A 16,342-nucleotide genomic window follows, 5' to 3' on the forward strand; every position below is an offset into this window, starting at 1 on the left:
CGGTGTCTCGGCCCTCCGCCCGCCTGCTTCACGTCATCCCCGTCCCCCGCTGGATCCGCACCCTGATCGTCACCCGGCGGGGCGGAGTGCGTGGCGAAACCGCCCTCAGTCGACCGGAGCGAACGATTTTCGAGGAGCGGCCGAGCTCGGGTGTCGGTCGATGGGGGCCGTGCGCGTGCTGTGACGAGCGCCGTCGTGGCATCGGCGACCGGGCTGGTGCGGACGGTTCACCAACGGGGAGGTTGCTCCGGAGAAGTGGTAGCAGGGAGCACCTCGCCGAGCCTTCGGAAGTGTAGGCCGCGTGCTACGAGAACCGGCAGTGCGCGTTCGACTCCGGCGGCTGTCTCCGAACCAGGACGATTGAAGTGTGCCAGCAGGATTCCGCCGGGGCGGAGCTGCAGGAACTGCTGGTAGACCTGGTTGGCGCTCGCGGTGGCGCCGGCGTCGCCGTTGACGCTGAACATCACGATCCACTCGCCCATCGCCCGGGACACCTGGGTGGCCACGTTGTCGGCGTGGGCTGTTCCAGGGCGGAAGAACTTTGGTTGGAGGTCGTAGTTGGTGTCCATCCACGTGTGCATTCCGGCGATCTCGTCGTACACTTCGGCAACGTTTTTCGTGCCGGCGATTCCGTACGCGGAGCGACCGGAAACTGACAGTGGACGATGGTTTGTGCCGTGATTGCCGATCTCGAACAGGGGGTCGGCCATGAGGCTTTCGAATTTCTGCCGATGAGTGGTTGCCCAGCGCTGGTTGACAAACAGTGTCGCCGGTATTTGCTGCTCCCGCAGCCTGTTGATCAGGCGCTCGTCGTAACCGCTGCTGTCGCTGCATGCGTCGAAGGTCAGGCAGGCGGAGTTGAGAGTCAGGGAGGTGTCGGTCGGAAATGTCGACCAGGAACTGTCCGGATGCAATCCCCAGTAGTGTGGTGTCCGGGTGCCGTACCGGCTGATGATCTCTTGTCGGGGCGGTAGCGTGCCGGTGGCGGTAGCCGTTGGTGCTGGTGGCGCAAGGCTGGTGCTGGCGTCGACGGGCTCTATCCAGGCAGGATCGGTTCCGTGAGCACTGTGATCGGTCTGCCAGGGGGCTATTTTCGTCGCGGCGAGGGCGGTTAGCCCGCCCAATGTTCCGACGCCGGCCAGCGTCAGCATTCCTCTGCGGCTGAATAATTGTGTTGGTCGCTTCCGACCGCTGGTCGCCTCCGGCCTGCCTGTCATTGACGGATCATACCCAGTAACGTGAGGTATGTTCGAATTTTGATCGAGGCTCAAGGGTGCATGTGCGGCCCAGCTTGCTGGCGCTTCGGTGGGGTCGGTGACCGGCGGGTCCACCTGAGCGCCAGCGTGGGTAGGGCGATGGATGCCCTCCGATGTCGACGTGGTGTTGACGTGTGAGCTCCGCGATCGCACGCCTGGCTGAAGTCAGGAACGCTCGAGCCAACCTCGATGAGCGGGAGTTGGAACTCATCGACCGTGCCCGCCATGCGCTCGCGATCCCACTCGGTGCCGGGGCTGTTCAGCTCGGCAGCGCAGTCCCGCTCTCCGCTGCGACGGTGGTCTGTCTCGCCGCTGCCGCCGTCGCGCTCCATCAGCCACATCCGGGCAATAGGATCGCCGGTATGCACGGTGCTGCGGGCCACCCGAGGGGTGGGGAGCCGTGAGCTACGCCGAAGTCAATGGGCTTCAAATGTGGTACGAGTGGCACGGCACCGGACGCCCGCTGGTTGTGCTGCACGGCGGCTTCGGGTCGACTGAGCTGTTCGCCCCGCTCCTGCCAGCCCTGACGGAGCGGCGCAGCGTCCTCGCAATGGATCTTCAGGGGCATGGCCGTACCGCCGACGTGGATCGTCCGCTCCGGTACGAGTCACTGGCCGACGATGTCGCCGCGTTGGTCACGAAGCTCGGTCTGGCTGAGGTTGACGTGCTCGGATACTCGCTGGGCGGCGGGGTGGGGCTGCGTACCGCGATCCAGCATCCAGACCTGGTCGGCCGGCTGGTGGTGGTCTCCGCGCCCTGCCGCCAGCAGGGCTGGTATCGAGAGACGCGTACCGAGATGGCCCGGCAGGACGAGGCCGTTGGGGAGCGGATGCAGGGCACTCCAGCGCACCAGCGCTACCTCCGGATCGCGCCCCAGCCGGCCCAGTGGCCCCGGCTGTGGGCGAAGTCGGGGGAGTTGCTGCGGCGCGAGTACGACTGGTCGGCGGAGGTGGCCGCCCTCGTCCTGCCCACACTGCTGGTCTTCGCGGATGCGGATTCGGTGACCGCCGCGCACATGGTGGAGTTCTTCGGGCTGCTCGGCGGCGGTCATCGGGATGCCGGCTGGGACGGTACCGGTCGGTCGGCTGCCCGGTTGGCGGTGCTGCCCGGCCTCACCCACTACGACATCCTCTCGTCCCCGGCCCTGCCGGCAGCGGTGCTGCCCTTCCTCACCCACCCTGCCGGTCCTCCCGGCTGACGTCGGCCCCGGCCCGGCGACGGTTCACCCGCCGCCGGGGCAGGACTGTTCCCCGGCGTACCGGGAATCCGCGTGGAAGCACCCGAGGAGGAGCGACGGATGACATCTGGCACCGGCCTGACCATCGGCGTGCTCGGCTCGTACGGCGGTCGGAACCTCGGTGACGAGGCGATCCTCACCGGCCTCCTGGCCGACCTGCGGGAGCAGGAGCCGAACGCGCGGATCATCGTCTTCTCCCGCAACCCCGACCACACCCGGGCGGCCCACCCGGAGGTGGAGGCGGTGCCGTGGGAGGGGGTGAGCCGTACCGACTCGTCCCCGCTGCTCGCCCAGCTCGATCTGCTCATCCTGGGCGGCGGTGGCATCCTCTACGACCAGGAGGCCCGCCGCTACCTGCGGGTTGTTCGGGTCGCCCAGGAGCGGGGCCTGCCGCTGCTCACCTACGCGGTGGGGGTCGGCCCGCTCAGCGAGATCGTGGACACCGGGATGGTCCGCGAGACGCTGGCCGGGGCGACCCAGGTCACGGTGCGGGACCAGGAGTCTCGGATGCTCCTGGAGGAGGCCGGGCTGCTCAACCCGATCACGGTCACCGCGGATCCGGCGTTTCTACTGGAGCCCGAGGACTTCCCCGTGCACCTGCTTCGGGAGGAGGGAGTGCCGGCGGGTCGGCACCTGGTCGGCATGAGTGTGCGGGAACCGGGGCGGGCCGCCGAGCGGCTCGATGTCGACGGCTATCACCGGCTCCTGGCCCAGATCGGCGACTTCTTGGTGCATCGAATCGACGCTGATGTCCTTTTCGTCCCGATGGAGCGGGACGACATCCGGCACTCCCACGGCGTGTTGTCCCACATGGTCGCCGCCGAACGGGGGCGCATCCTGCACGGCAGCTATTCACCCCAGCAGGTGCTCGGCCTGATGCGCCACTTCGACCTGGCGGTCGGCATGCGGCTGCACTTTCTGATCTTCGCCGCGATGGTGAACACCCCGTTTCTTCCCCTGCCGTACGCCGGCAAGGTCTTCGACCTGGCCCAGCGCCTCGGCGTCCCCGCCCTGCGCGGGGTGGAGCGGGAGGTCGAGGGCCCGCTGCTGGCCGAGGTCGACCGGCTGTGGGACGAGCGGGAACAGCGCGCCGAGGCCACCGCCCGGCGAGTCGCCGAGGTGTGCGAGGAGGCCCGGGGCACCTCGAAGGTGACCCGTGTGGTGCTGGAGAGTCTCCGGACCCAGTCGATGGTCTCCGTGGACGGGTGAGCCGGGTCAGACCGCCGGACCCCGCCAGCAGTAGCGCCACCTCCTGGTATCTCCCCCCACCGTCTCCAGTTCGTAGATCTCGGCGTCGGCGAGTCCGCCGTCGCCGAGGTGGTGGTGGGTCAGCGGTGGGCGACCGTTCGGGTCCAGTTCGACGGTGACGGTCTGCCCGTCGGACGAACCCCCGGCCAGCGGAATCTCCACGGTTGGCGCCATGCGCCCATCCTGCCCCGACCGACGTGCCGGCGGAGCGGAAGCGTCGGCCCCGGAAAACGGGTACGGGTCAGGAGCGGGTCTGCTACAGCGGTGACGAGCCTCGCTGTCACCCCGCCTATCCTGGGCCGGGGCGCCAATGAGGGAGGTCGCGTGCTGGTTGTCCACGGGTCCTGGCGGCTCGGCAGCGGGCTCGCCATCTGGGCCGAGGACAGCACGTCGCCGCCGCGGGCACCGCGCCGGGCCGGGCGGGCGCCCCGTGAGCGACCCCACCCGTTCGCCGCCGGTCACCCCGTGCTCGCCGCCGCCCTGGCCGAGGTCGCCGAGCCGACCGCCCCCGGCACGGCACTGCTCACCCTGCCCACCCGGGCTGGTTCGCCGCTGGACTCGCCGGAGTTGGTCCGCACCGCGCCGGTCGAGGCGCTCCGTGGGCCGGTCACGTTGGCCGGGTGGCGGGTGCCCGCCCTGGTGTACGCCCCGGACACCGCCCTGTCGCTGCTCTCGCAGATCACCGCGGCCGGCGCGCTACCGGACGCCGTACCCGGCGCCACCTTGCGTCACCTTGCGGAGCTGGCGGCCTTCGCCGTGGACCTCGCCGCCCGTGGTCGGGTCCTGCCCGGAGTCCGGCCGGAGCCCGGAGGTGAACCGCGGCCGGTCTCGGAGCCACGGCGGCGACGTACGGGCGCCACCCGTGCCGGTCGCGCCGCCCCGGCCCGGTTGACGTCGACCTCGGGGGAGCGGGCCAGCGCCACCGCGTGGGCGGTGTGGCGGCCGCTGCTCACCGGCGCGGACGCCGGCTGGGCCCGTGCCCTCGCTCTCGCCCTGCCACCGGCGGCCCGCGCCGCCGTCGAGGTCGATCCGGGTCCGCTCGCCGAGACCGGCGAATCGGAAACGTCCGTAGCCAGCGGAGCAGAAGCGCCCGCCAACGGTGCTGCGTCGCCGCGGGCTCGGGGTGCGAGGCGACCGACGGCGGCCGTCGGGGAGCCCGGGGAACTGGTGGCCGAGGCGCTCGACACGCTCACCGACGCGGCCGTGCGGGCCGCCCTCGCCCAGACCTCCCTCGCCCGGGGAACCCGTCCGCGGGGTGCGGTCACGGCCTGGCTGTCGGCGCTCACCGGCCCACGTCGTGACTTCGCCACCGACCCGGTGGAGCTCGACACCCTGCGCGGTGAGTTGGACGCCTGGCAGCGCGATGCGGTGGGAGGTTCAGTCCGGGCCAGCTTTCGGCTGGTGGAGCCGCCGACGGACGGGTTCTTCGAGGTGGCGGCCGGCGGGCTGGTCGCGGCCGAGGGACCGTGGCGGGTCGAGTTCGGCCTACAGCCGGCTGACCAGCCGGGGCTGCACGTTGACGCCGCGCGGATCTGGCGCGAACCGGTGGCCCTGCCCGGCCCAGCCGCTCCGCAGGAGGCCCTGCTGGCCGAGTTGGGGCGGGCCAGCCGGCTCTGGCCGGAGCTGAATTCGTCCCTGCGCACCGCCACCCCGGAGGCGCTGGAGCTGGACACGGCGGGCGCGTACCGCTTTCTCCGCGAGGGCGCGCCGGTGCTGCACGCAGCCGGGTTCGCGGTGCTGTTGCCCTCGTGGTGGCGGCGTCCCTCGTCCCGGCTCGGCGCTCGACTCCAGGCCCAGAGCCGCACCGCCCCGGGCACCGTGGCCGGGGCGGGCGGTGGGGTGGGGCTGGAAGCCCTGGTTGACTACCGCTGGGAGGTGTCCCTCGGTGACCAGCCGCTGACCGCCGAGGAGCTGGAGTCGCTGGCCGCGCTGAAGTCCCCGTTGGTCCAGCTCCGTGGGCGCTGGGTGGAGTTGGACCCGAAGCGTCTCGCCGCTGGCCTGCGGCTGCTCCGTTCAACCGGCGAGCTGACCGTCGGCGACCTGCTGCGGCGGGGCCTCTCCGACCCCGCCGCCGACGAGCTGCCGGTGCTCGAGGTGGCGGCCGACGGTGCGTTGGGGGAGCTGCTCGCCGGAGCCGTGGAACGGCAACTCACCCCGGTGGACCCGGCTCCGTCGTTTCACGGTGTGCTCCGCCCCTATCAGCGGCGAGGACTGGCCTGGCTCTCCTTCTTCCAGTCCCTCGGCCTGGGCGGGGTGCTCGCCGACGACATGGGTCTCGGCAAGACGGTGCAGCTACTCGCGTTGCTTGCTGGCGATCCGCCGGGCGTCGGCCCGACTCTGTTGGTCTCGCCGATGTCGCTGGTCGGTAACTGGCAGCGGGAGGCGGCGACCTTCACCCCCGGCGTACGGGTCCATGTGCATCACGGCGCGGAGCGGGCTCGGGGGGCGGCGTTCACGGCGGCGGTGGCGGGCGCGGACCTGGTCCTCACCACGTACACGGTGGCTGCCCGGGATGCGGGGGAGCTGGCCGGGGTCGACTGGCATCGGGTGGTGGTGGACGAGGCACAGGCCATCAAGAACGCCTCGACCCGGCAAGCCGAGGCGGTTCGTGCGTTGCCCGCCCGGCATCGGATCGCGGTCACCGGCACGCCGGTGGAGAATCGGCTCGCTGACCTCTGGTCGATCATGCAGTTCGCCAATCCCGGCCTGCTCGGCCCGGCCGCCGAGTTCAAGAAGCGGTACGCCGAACCGATCGAACGGCACGGCGACGCGGAGGCGGCGGAGCGGCTGCGTCGGATCACCGGCCTGTTCGTGCTGCGTCGACTCAAGACCGACTCCTCGATCATCTCCGACCTGCCGGAGAAGCTGGAGATGGAGGTGGTGTGCAGTCTGACCGCGGAGCAGGCGGCCCTCTACCGAGCGGTGGTGGACGACATGATGGCCCAGATCGAGTCCAGCGAGGGCATCGAGCGGCGGGGGCTCGTGCTGGCCGCCATGACCCGGCTCAAGCAGGTCTGTAACCATCCGGCGCACCTGCTGCGGGACAGCTCGGCGCTAGCCGACCGCTCCGGCAAGCTGGCCCGACTGGAGGAGATTCTCGACGAGGTGCTCGCCGCGGGGGAGAAGGCCCTGCTCTTCACCCAGTACGCCGAGTTCGGCGGGATGCTGCGCGGCCACCTGTCGGCGCGGTTCGGGCAGGAGACGCTGTTCCTGCACGGTGGCGTCGGTAAGGCCGACCGGGACGCGATGGTGACCCGGTTCCAGTCCCCGGACGGCCCCGCGCTCTTCGTGCTCTCGCTCAAGGCCGGTGGTACCGGTCTCACCCTGACCGCGGCCAACCACGTCGTACACGTTGACCGCTGGTGGAATCCGGCGGTGGAGGACCAGGCCACGGACCGGGCGTTCCGCATCGGGCAGCGGCGGCGCGTCCAGGTCCGAAAGTTCGTCTGCGCCGGCACCGTGGAGGAGAAGGTCGCCGCCCTCATCGCCGACAAGCGCCGGCTCGCCTCGACCGTGGTGGGGGCCGGTGAGCAGTGGGTGACCGAGCTGTCCACGGCGCAGCTGCGGGAGCTGTTCCAACTGGAGGCCGGGGCGGTGGCCGATTGAGCCCGCAGTCCACTGGCGGCGACAAGCCGGGCCGCCCGGCCGCCCGGTTCGCCGATTACGGTCCACCGCGCCGGGTCGCCGGTGGGTTGCGAGCGCGCAGTACCCGTGGCGCGATCGGCACCTCCTGGTGGTCCCGCCGGTTCCTGGAGGTACTGGAGTCCTTCGCGCTGGGCACCCGCCTCACCCGTGGTCGGTCGTACGCCCGGGCGGGGCAGGTGCTGCGGCTGGACGTGACACCGGGCGAGGTGACGGCCGCGGTGCAGGGCTCGCGATCCCGGCCGTACGAGGTGCGGATCACGCTGGCGCCCTTCCCGGCGACACTCTGGTCCCGGGTGGAGGAGGAGCTGGCCGCGCAGGCGTTCTTCAGCGCTCGCCTACTCGCTGGTGATCTCCCCGCTGAGCTGGAGGAGCTCTTCGTCGCGGCGGGTGCGCCGCTGTTCCCCGCCGGCCTGGCTGAGCTGGGCCAGTGGTGCAGCTGTCCCGACGGCGCAGTGCCGTGCAAGCATCTCGCCGCGACCTTCTACCTTCTCGCCGAGGCCTTCGACGCCGACCCGTTCGCGTTGCTGCACTGGCGCGGCCGTGGTCGAGACGAGTTGTTGGACCGGCTGCGGGTGCGCCGGGGCGGTGTCGACGGTGTCGACGCCGTACCCGAACGGTCCGATTCGGACGAGGTGTCTTCGGCGCTGGTGGCCGGTGCCGCGCGGTCGGTGGCGGGTCTGCCGGCGGCGTCGCTGGCCGACGCGGTGGACCGGTTCTGGTCCGCACCGGTTCCGCTGCCCGACCGACCGCCGACCTTGGCGACCGGGACTGAGCTGCTGTTGCGGCAGCTCGGTGCGCCCGCCCCGGCCATCGGTGGCCCCGGGCTGGTGGAGCGACTACGCCAGGCCTATCGGCGGCTCGGCGAGCAGGGCAGCGACTGACCGTCCGGGGCGGAAGGCCGGGTGACTCATAGCCAGCGGCGCCGGAAGCGCCACATGACCACGGCGTTGGCTACCAGGACCACCGCGCAGATCGCACCAGCCATCGGGCCGGCAAGCACAGTTGTCGCCGGGAGCGCCGCCCAGAGCACGATGGTCAACAGCATCAACCACCGGCCGCGGTGGCCCTTCGCCCGATGGTCCAGCCGGGCGAAGAATGCCGGGTCGCTCTCCCGGAGGTTGCGGGTGATCTGCTCGAACCTGCGCTGATCCTCTTTGCTGAGCATGTGCCTTCCCCTCACGTGTTCAGCGGTTCGCCGGGCATACCCGCTGCGGTAGCGGCTCACGCTCCTGCTGCTGACACTTTCCGACGCACCGCGTCCGGTGCTGCCCGAGTCGAGTGGGCAACGTTGTCGGCGCCCTGCTGCTTGGACCGGCATGCCCCGGGCCGACGACTCGGTGGCGGCTCGGTGGTGGCCTCGGGGCTCGATGGCTACTCCGGGGCGGTTCGGTGCCGGCAGCCAGCTTGATGGGGCCTTTGGTCTGGCTCGGTGTCCTCAGGGAGGGATAGGTCCTCTTAGGAGTAGCTTGGAAGCCTAGAGTCGGTATGGCCCTGGATGGTGCGCTTTCGACCTACTGAGTACCGTCTGTCCGGAGGGCGCGATGGGCAGTGCGACGGGTACGTCGATGGCCACCGGAGTGGGCACGTCGTGGTTGCCAGGTGCATGCCGGCCAGCAGCCCGCCGCTGTCTTGGCCGGAGGCGGCGGTCCACCGCGTTCCGGCTGGTCGGTGCGGTGTCGGTCAGCCTCCCCGCCGAGGAAGCGGCAGATGGCCGGGGACCAGCTGCTCCGCTGCCAGTGGTACCCCACTGGCCTGTAGCTCCGCGATCAGGCTGTTCTGCACCAGGTACGAGTCGGGGAGCTGCCAGCGCGCCTGCTCCGGGGCGACAACCCAGCGCACTGCCCCTTCGGGTAGCCGCGTCGGCGGGGCCGGGATCCACGAACCCGGGCCGTGTCGTACCACGTGGAAGCAGTGTTCAAGTTCGGGTCGAAGCGGGTCGCCGGGTCGGACCAGGAACATCCATCGGCCGGTGGGGGTGGACAGCACCGGCCCGCGTACCCCCGGGCCGGCCGGATGGCTCTGGACCGCGAAGAGTACGTCTCGGCCGACGTGGGCCGGCACCTCCAGGACGTCGAAGGCCCGCCCGGTGGGTAGCAGAACACCGTGCGGCCGGGTGCGCCACCAGGTCGCGATCCGGGCCGGGTCAGCGCTGGCGGAGTGCTCCCAATCCACCAGCGCAGGATGGCAGCCGACGGTGGGGCAGCCCGCCCGCCCGCAGACGAAGCGGCTGCGGGCCAGGCACGCGCCGGGAGTCACCTCCCAGCCGTGCAGCGCGTAGCGTACGGCGACGCGGCGCAGCCGTACCCGTTCCAGGGGCGACAGCTGAGCGACCCGCGGTCCGATATTCCCCCACATATGTGCCATCTCCCCTCGCCGGACCCGGTCGTGCCGGTGGCCTCTGTCGAGCACCGTCACTGCCTCGACCCGCGATCGTTGAGTTGACGAACAGCCGATGCAACTTGCATGAACGCTAGGAGCGTCGGCTGATCAGCTGACGTACATGCTGTGCGACCGGAATAAATCTGAACAAAGCGCCGTGCTCGCGACAAACCCGGCTTATCTGCCGGAATGGACCCATAGGAAGGGATGGGACATGGACGAGCTACCCATCGGGCGTCGGGTGGCCTACTGGCGGGGGCGACGCAAGATGTCCCAGCAGGTCTTCGCGGACCGGCTGGGTAAGTCGAAGAGCTGGGTGGACAAGGTCGAGCGCGGGGTACGTCGGCTGGACAAGTTCTCCGTCATCTACGAGATCGCCGACACCCTCCGGGTTGACGTGCAGCTACTGCTCGGCAAGGACCCGGAACGGCGCTCTGATGCGCTGAACTGCATCGACCAGACTGAGGTGCAGGAGATTCGGGCGGCGCTGGAGCGGTACGACGCGATGAGCGCCTACTTCGACGCGGCGCCGTACCCGCCGCCCCTGCCGGACATGCGCAAGGCCGTCACCCACGCCTGGCTGACCTATCAGTACGGTCGATACGGGATGCTGACTCGCTCGCTACCCAAGCTGCTGCGAGACGCCCAGGCCGCCGACGCCGGCTTCGGTGGCGACGACAACCGCGAGGCGGCGCACCTGCTCGGGCAGGTCTACCAGATCGCCTCCTCGGTCCTGCGCAAGCTGGGGGAGTGTGACCTGGCATGGCTCGCCGCCGACCGGGCGATGGCGGTCGCCCAGCGGGCCGATGATCCGCTGTTGGCCGGCATCGCCACCACCCGGGTCGGTAACGCCCTGGTGGCGATGGGGCGCCCCCTACCGGCTCTGGAGGTCAACGTCGCCATCGCGAACCGGTTGGCCCCGGGCGGTGACAACGACGCCACCCCGGATCGGCTCTCGGTCTACGGCATGCTGCTGCTCCAGGGGGCGATGGCCGCCTCCCGGATCGGTGACACGGCCACAGTGGATGACCTGCTGGGTGGCGCCGACGAGGCGGCCACCCTGCTTGGTGGCGACCAGAACCACTACTGGACCTCCTTCGGGCCCACCAACGTGCAGCTGCACCGCGCCGCGGCGGCCGTCGAGCTTGGCGACGGCGGCCGAGCCGTGGAGGTACACCAGCGCATCGGGCCGGAGTTCAACGCCCTGCTACCCGAGCGCCGCGCCCACCACCTGCTCGACATCGCCCGGGGCTACGCCCAGGTTGGTGATGTGGTGAACGCCGGCGAGATGCTGCTGCAAGGCGACCGGCTCGCTCCGTCCGAGATCCGTTGTCGGCCGATCGCCCACGAGGTGATGTCCGACATCCTGCGTCGCACCCGGGGCACCCCGTCCGCCTCGATCGCGGAGTTGGCTGAACACATGGGAGTCGGGATATGAGTTTGGACGCTCCACTGGCCACGTCGCATCCGACCGGCGCTGCTCGCCGGGTTCTCTACGTGCTCGCCTGCGGCTCGCCGTTGGCCCGCCGCGTCGGCCGGCTCGTCGAACTGGCCCAGCAGGCCGGGTGGGAGGTCTGCGTCGTCACCACTCCGGACGGGGCCAAGTTCGTTGACCGGCCGGCGCTGGTCCGACAGACCGGCTATCCGGTCCGTAGCCACTACAAGAACCCGGGTGACCCGGATGTCCTGCCGCCGGCCGACGCGATGATCGTGTGCCCGGCGACGGTGAACACGGTCACCAAATGGGCGGTGGGGATGGCCGACACCCTCCCCCTCGGCCTGCTCGTGGAGGCGCAGGGGCGCGGGGTGCCGCTGGTCGCGGTCCCCTTCACCAACACGGCGATGGCCGCCCACCCAGCGTTCCAGGCGGCCCTCGGCCGGCTCTCCGAATGGGGCGTCACCGTGCTCTTCGGCGACCACGTCGTCCCGCTGCACCCACCCGGAGCCGGTGAGCGTCACCTACCAACCTTCCCCTGGGAGGCGGTGGTGGCCGCGTTGCCGGAACCATCGGCGGCGACCCGGGTCGCCTGACCGCCCGCCCGGGTGGCGACGCGTTCTGTCCCCACCCGCGCCGGTAAGCTGGCCCGCCGTGAGGACACCCGAATTCCCGCCGACCGTCGCCGACGTGGTGGCCGAGTTGGAGCGACGCTACCCACCGACGTGGGCGCAGGAGTGGGACCGCGTCGGTCTGGTCCTCGGCGACCCGAACGCGCTGGTCCGCCGGGTGCTCTGCGTGGTGGACGTGGTGCCGGAGACGGTCGCCGAGGCAACCGAGGCCCGGGCCGATCTGATCGTGGCGCATCATCCGCTGCTCCTGCGGGGGGTGTCGTCGGTCGCCCCGACCACCTATAAGGGGCGGATCGTCCACCAGCTGATCAAGGCCGATGTCGCGCTGTATGTGGCGCACACGAACGCGGACGTCGCCGAACCGGGCGTTTCCGACGCATTGGCCGCCCGATTCGGGCTGACCGGGCTACGGCCGCTGGCGCCCCCCGCAGTCGGCGCACCCGCGCACGGCGCCGGCCGGGGGATCGGCCGCATCGGTGAGCTACCCGAGCCGATGACCCTCGCCGAGCTGACCCGGCACGCCGCCGCCGTGCTCCCGGCCACTGCCTGGGGCGTACGCGCCGCCGGTGACCCGCGACGCACGGTGCGTACGCTCGCCGTCAGCGGCGGATCGGGCGACAGCTTCCTCGCCGCGGCGACCGCCGCCGGGGTGGACGCGTACCTCACCGCCGACCTGCGGCACCACCCCACCAGCGAACACCTGGCCACCGGCGGTCCGGCGCTGCTCGATGCCGCACACTGGGCGACCGAACGCCCGTGGCTGGACGACCTGGCCGCCGTCCTGCGGGAGACGACGGGCGTCGAGACGCTGGTGTCCGACCTGGAGACTGACCCGTGGACCGTACACGCCGCCCCGCCCGCGGCGGACGACAAGGAGCCCGACTGTGAAGGCTGAACCGTTAGTCCAGCGCCGCCTGCTCGACCTGGCCGGGATCGACACCACCCTCGCCCAACTCGCGCACCGTCGCCGGACGCTGCCAGAGCGGGCCGAGCTGGACGCCCTCGCCCGGGAGCTGTCCGCGCTGGAGGACGAGCGCGCCCGTGCCCAGGTGGCCATCGATGACCTGGACCGGGACATCGACCGGCTGGAACAGGACGTTGACCAGGTGCGAGCCCGCAAGCGCAAGGACGAGGACCGCCTCGCCGCCGGCGTCGGCCCGGCCCGGGAGCTGGAGGCGCTCCAGCACGAGTTGGCCTCCCTCAACCGCCGCCAGGGCGACCTCGAGGACGCCGAGCTGGAGCTGATGGAGCAGCGGGAGACCGCGCAGGGCGTCCTGACCGGGATCGAGAAGCGGATCACCGAGGCGCGGGAGAAGCGGGCCGCCGTCGAGCAGCGCCGCGATGACAGCCTGAGCGAGATCACCAAGGAGGAGGAGTTCAAGCGCGGCGCCCGCCAGCCCCTCGCCGCCGACCTTCCCGGTGACCTGGTCGCGCTCTACGACCGGATCCGGGAGGAGAGCGGACTCGGCGCGGCCCTGCTCACCGCCGGTCGGTGCGGCGGGTGCCGGCTGGAGCTCTCCGGCGCGGACCGGGCCCGAATTCGCGCGGCGGATCCGGACGAGGTGGTGCGCTGTGAGGAGTGCCGCCGGATCATGATCCGTACCAACGAGTCCGGGCTGTAGTCGTGGCGCCGCGGGTGGTCGTCGTCGAGGCCGACGGTGGATCTCGGGGTAACCCCGGTCCGGCCGGATACGGCGCGGTGCTCCGCGACCCCGGCACCGGCGAGGTGCTCGCCGAACGCTCAGCGGCGATCGGCACCGCCACCAACAACGTCGCCGAGTACCGCGGCCTGATCGCCGGCTTGGAGGCCGCCGCCGAGCTGGGGGCCGCCGAGGTGGAAGCCCGGTTGGACTCCAAGCTCGTGGTCGAGCAGATGTGCGGCCGATGGCAGATCAAAAACCGCGGCCTGCGGCCGCTCGCCGCGCAGGCAGCCGGGCTGGTCGGCCAATTCGACGCCGTCCGGTTCACCTGGATTCCGCGAAACCGCAACCGGCACGCCGACGCCCTGGCCAACGCCGCCATGGACGCCGCCGAAGCACCAGCCCGGCCAGCGAACCGAGCAGTCGAGGAACCACGACCGGTGGCCGCCCCCGACTCACCCGCCCGGGCGGCGGCCCGCGAGGCCGCCGCCCGCGCCGCCACTGCCCGTACCAGCGGGACCGACCCGGCCACCGCCCCCGCCTCCTGGGAACCGCGGCCCAGCTTCACCGCAACGCGGCTGGTTCTCGTCCGGCACGGGGCGACCGAGTACACCGAACAGCGCCGCTACTCCGGTCGGGTGGACCTGCCTCTCTCCGAGCGTGGTCGGGCCCAGGCCGAAGCCACCGCCAACCGGGTGGCCGCGCTGGCCCCGTCGGCCGCGGCCGTGGTCAGCTCCCCACTGAGCCGGTGTCGGGACACCGCCGAGGCCGTCGCCGCGGCGCTCGGGGGGAGGCCGGTCCGGGACAGCGACGACCTCGTCGAATGTGACTTCGGGGTCTGGGACGGCCGCACCTTCGCGGAGGTGCGGGAGCGCTGGGCCGGAGAGATGGACGCCTGGCTCGCCTCCACGACGATCGCCCCGCCCGGCGGAGAGTCATTCGCCGACGTCGCCACGCGCAGCCGTCGGGCGGTTGACGAGTTGCGGACGGCGTACCCGGGGGAGACCGTCGTGGTGGTCTCGCACGTCTCCCCGATCAAGCTGATCCTGCGGGACGCCCTCGGGGGCGGAGACACGTTGCTGCATCGGCTGTTCCTCGATGCGGCCGGCATCTCCGTGGTGGACCTGTGGCCCGACGGCGGAGTGGCCGTCCGCTCCGTCAACGACACCGCTCACCTCCCGCCCAGCTGATCACCCCAGCCGCTGGCCCGCTCAGCCGCTGGCCCATTCAGCGGCTGGTCCGTTCAGCCTCTGGTCCGCCAGAGCAGGTACAGGCCGATGACCGTCCCGAAGACCACAATCACCGTTCTGAGTACCACCGGCGGCAGCCGGGGGAGCAGCCGCGCACCCGCGTACCCACCGACCAGCGTTGCCGGTGCGACCACGGCAACCGCCGCCCAGTTCACCGGCCCGAAGAGCGCGAACACCACCAGCGTGGTGAGCCCGACCACCGCCGAGAGCAGGTTCTTGATGGCGCTGACCCGGACCAGCGACGCGTCCAGCATCAGCGCCAGGCCCGCCACCACCATCACCCCCAGCGCCGCGCCGAAGTAGCCGCCGTACACCGCGGCGAGCGCGACCATGGCCTGCAACGAGACGCTACGGTGGCGCGTCGACCGGTCGCGGGGGTGCCCGACGAACCGGCGCAGCGGCCCCTGGAAGGCCAGCACCGCCGTCGCCCCGAGTACCAGAAACGGTACGACCAGCTCGAACGCCCGGGACGGCGTGGCCAACAGGAGCACGGTGCCGGCGACGGTACCGAGGACGGTGGTGGGTAGCAGAGCCAACAGCTCCCGACCACGCGGCAGCTCCGCACGACTGCCCACGACGCTCGCCGCGTACCCGGGGAAGGCCGACACCGAGTTGCTCACGTTCGCCGACACCGGCGGCAACCCGACGGCGATCATCGCCGGAAAGGTGATCAGCGAACCCCCACCGGCTACCGCGTTGAGCATGCCGGCGGCGAGGCCGGCGGGGACGAGCAGCGCGGCGTCGGCGATATGCATGGTCAGGCACGCTAGTACGCCCCGGGGACCCGCCCACCCGCGGCACCCGATGCAGGGCGTAGGTGTGGTGGTTGGGGCGGAAATGGGTACGGCGACAGCGTCGTTAGGATGAGTGCGCGACGGACGAGTCGACCGGGCGGTCGCGTCGGCGGGTTTCCCACCTGCCGTCGAGGAACGTCCGGACTCCACAGGGCAGGGTGGTTGCTAACGGCAACCCGGGGTGACCCGCGGGACAGTGCCACAGAAAACAGACCGCCGTCTCCGGACGGGGACGGTAAGGGTGAAACGGTGGGGTAAGAGCCCACCAGCACCCCGGGTGACCGGGGTGGCTCGGTAAACCCCACCCGGAGCAAGGCCAAGAAGGGCGTCATCTGCTGAGACGACGACCCGCGCAGGCGATCGAGGGCGGCCCGCCCGATGTCTGCGGGTAGGCCGCTGGAGCCTGTCGGTGACGGCAGGCCGAGATGGATGACCGCCGCCGGCGCGTGCCCTCGGGTTCGCGTCGCGCACAGAATCCGGCGTACAGGTCGACTCGTCCGTCGCCCACCAGCCCAGAGACCTGATCAAGGCTCTGAGCTGGTTCTATACCCAGGCGTCGATGTTTGTTCTTGCGCCGGTGGTCCCGAAGTAGGGCCGACAGCTGCGGGGGAAGGTGCGGGCGCGTCCTGGCGGTGGAGCTGGTGCCGCGACCCGGTGAGCTGGTGGCAAGCCAGTCCTGGGGTCGGACTGGCGCGGCAGCCGGAAGCCCCGCCCACTCGACCAGGCTGGGCCCCCGGCTTCCATCACGGTCTTGCTAAGGGGCCGGTTCCTGGGTCTGGTGGGTGCGGGGTCCCGGCGGCTGTCGGTGGCTCACCGCCCCGCACCG

The 16,342-nt window shown here is 71.3% G+C and carries 14 protein-coding genes and 1 other RNA gene; 10 read left to right on the plus strand and 5 right to left on the minus strand.

Features of this window, described 5'->3' with window-relative positions; genetic code table 11:
• Positions 1 to 227: 227 nt before the first annotated feature.
• Entirely contained in the window at positions 228 to 1,151 is a 924-nt protein-coding gene (locus K228_RS0103430; protein ID WP_080671528.1) for a polysaccharide deacetylase family protein, read from the minus strand.
• Positions 1,152 to 1,656: 505 nt separating this feature from the next.
• Between K228_RS0103430 and K228_RS0103440 the strand changes: the two genes are divergently transcribed.
• Positions 1,657 to 2,454, plus strand: coding sequence for an alpha/beta fold hydrolase (locus tag K228_RS0103440; RefSeq protein ID WP_025617150.1), 798 nt, complete (start codon positions 1,657 to 1,659; stop codon positions 2,452 to 2,454).
• Between the two features lie 99 nt (positions 2,455 to 2,553).
• Positions 2,554 to 3,702 (plus strand): polysaccharide pyruvyl transferase family protein, encoded by a 1,149-nt coding sequence (locus K228_RS0103445; protein ID WP_025617151.1) that lies wholly within the window; start codon positions 2,554 to 2,556, stop codon positions 3,700 to 3,702.
• A 6-nt stretch (positions 3,703 to 3,708) separates the two neighbouring features.
• On the opposite strand, the gene K228_RS0103450 is transcribed toward K228_RS0103445, so the two are convergent.
• Positions 3,709 to 3,915 (minus strand): hypothetical protein, encoded by a 207-nt coding sequence (locus K228_RS0103450; protein ID WP_018732836.1) that lies wholly within the window; start codon positions 3,913 to 3,915, stop codon positions 3,709 to 3,711.
• 150 nt (positions 3,916 to 4,065) lie between these two features.
• On the opposite strand from K228_RS0103450, the gene K228_RS0103455 reads away from it, so the two are divergent.
• A complete protein-coding gene (locus tag K228_RS0103455) occupies positions 4,066 to 7,347 on the plus strand; it encodes a DEAD/DEAH box helicase (protein ID WP_025617152.1) in 3,282 nt (1,093 codons plus the stop codon).
• Entirely contained in the window at positions 7,344 to 8,267 is a 924-nt protein-coding gene (locus tag K228_RS0103460) for an SWIM zinc finger family protein (RefSeq protein ID WP_025617153.1), read from the plus strand. The genes K228_RS0103455 and K228_RS0103460 overlap by 4 nt, the downstream gene beginning before the upstream one ends.
• Before the next feature lie 26 nt (positions 8,268 to 8,293).
• Here K228_RS0103460 and K228_RS0103465 read toward each other — a convergent pair whose 3' ends face one another.
• The gene (locus tag K228_RS0103465) at positions 8,294 to 8,551 is read right to left on the minus strand and encodes a DUF3040 domain-containing protein (protein WP_018251831.1); all 258 of its coding nucleotides are present in this window, start codon (positions 8,549 to 8,551) and stop codon (positions 8,294 to 8,296) included.
• Between the two features lie 515 nt (positions 8,552 to 9,066).
• Positions 9,067 to 9,750 carry a bifunctional DNA primase/polymerase gene (locus tag K228_RS0103470; RefSeq protein WP_025617154.1) on the minus strand — a complete coding sequence of 228 codons (684 nt, stop codon included), beginning with the start codon at positions 9,748 to 9,750 and terminating at the stop codon, positions 9,067 to 9,069.
• Between the two features lie 229 nt (positions 9,751 to 9,979).
• Between K228_RS0103470 and K228_RS0103475 the strand changes: the two genes are divergently transcribed.
• From K228_RS0103475 to K228_RS0103495, 5 genes are read left to right on the plus strand one after another with little or no spacing between them, the layout of a single operon-like run.
• A complete protein-coding gene (locus tag K228_RS0103475) occupies positions 9,980 to 11,203 on the plus strand; it encodes a helix-turn-helix domain-containing protein (protein ID WP_025617155.1) in 1,224 nt (407 codons plus the stop codon).
• The gene (locus tag K228_RS0103480) at positions 11,200 to 11,796 is read left to right on the plus strand and encodes a flavoprotein (protein ID WP_025617156.1); all 597 of its coding nucleotides are present in this window, start codon (positions 11,200 to 11,202) and stop codon (positions 11,794 to 11,796) included. Before K228_RS0103475 ends, K228_RS0103480 begins: the two co-directional genes overlap by 4 nt.
• A gap of 58 nt (positions 11,797 to 11,854) precedes the next feature.
• Positions 11,855 to 12,727 (plus strand): Nif3-like dinuclear metal center hexameric protein, encoded by an 873-nt coding sequence (locus K228_RS0103485; protein ID WP_033776478.1) that lies wholly within the window; start codon positions 11,855 to 11,857, stop codon positions 12,725 to 12,727.
• Entirely contained in the window at positions 12,717 to 13,454 is a 738-nt protein-coding gene (locus K228_RS0103490; protein WP_025617158.1) for a zinc ribbon domain-containing protein, read from the plus strand. The genes K228_RS0103485 and K228_RS0103490 overlap by 11 nt, the downstream gene beginning before the upstream one ends.
• A gap of 2 nt (positions 13,455 to 13,456) precedes the next feature.
• Positions 13,457 to 14,662 carry a bifunctional RNase H/acid phosphatase gene (locus tag K228_RS0103495; RefSeq protein ID WP_025617159.1) on the plus strand — a complete coding sequence of 402 codons (1,206 nt, stop codon included), beginning with the start codon at positions 13,457 to 13,459 and terminating at the stop codon, positions 14,660 to 14,662.
• A gap of 53 nt (positions 14,663 to 14,715) precedes the next feature.
• Here K228_RS0103495 and K228_RS0103500 read toward each other — a convergent pair whose 3' ends face one another.
• On the minus strand, positions 14,716 to 15,477 hold the full coding sequence (locus K228_RS0103500) for a sulfite exporter TauE/SafE family protein (RefSeq protein WP_025617160.1): 762 nt from the start codon (positions 15,475 to 15,477) through the stop codon (positions 14,716 to 14,718).
• 124 nt (positions 15,478 to 15,601) lie between these two features.
• Here K228_RS0103500 and rnpB point away from each other — a divergent pair.
• Positions 15,602 to 16,016, plus strand: an RNA gene (gene rnpB, locus K228_RS26370) — RNase P RNA component class A.
• The last annotated feature ends 326 nt before the right edge of the window (positions 16,017 to 16,342 follow it).

The organism is Salinispora cortesiana (assembly GCF_000484695.1).
GTDB classification, from domain to species: Bacteria; Actinomycetota; Actinomycetes; order Mycobacteriales; family Micromonosporaceae; genus Micromonospora; species Micromonospora cortesiana.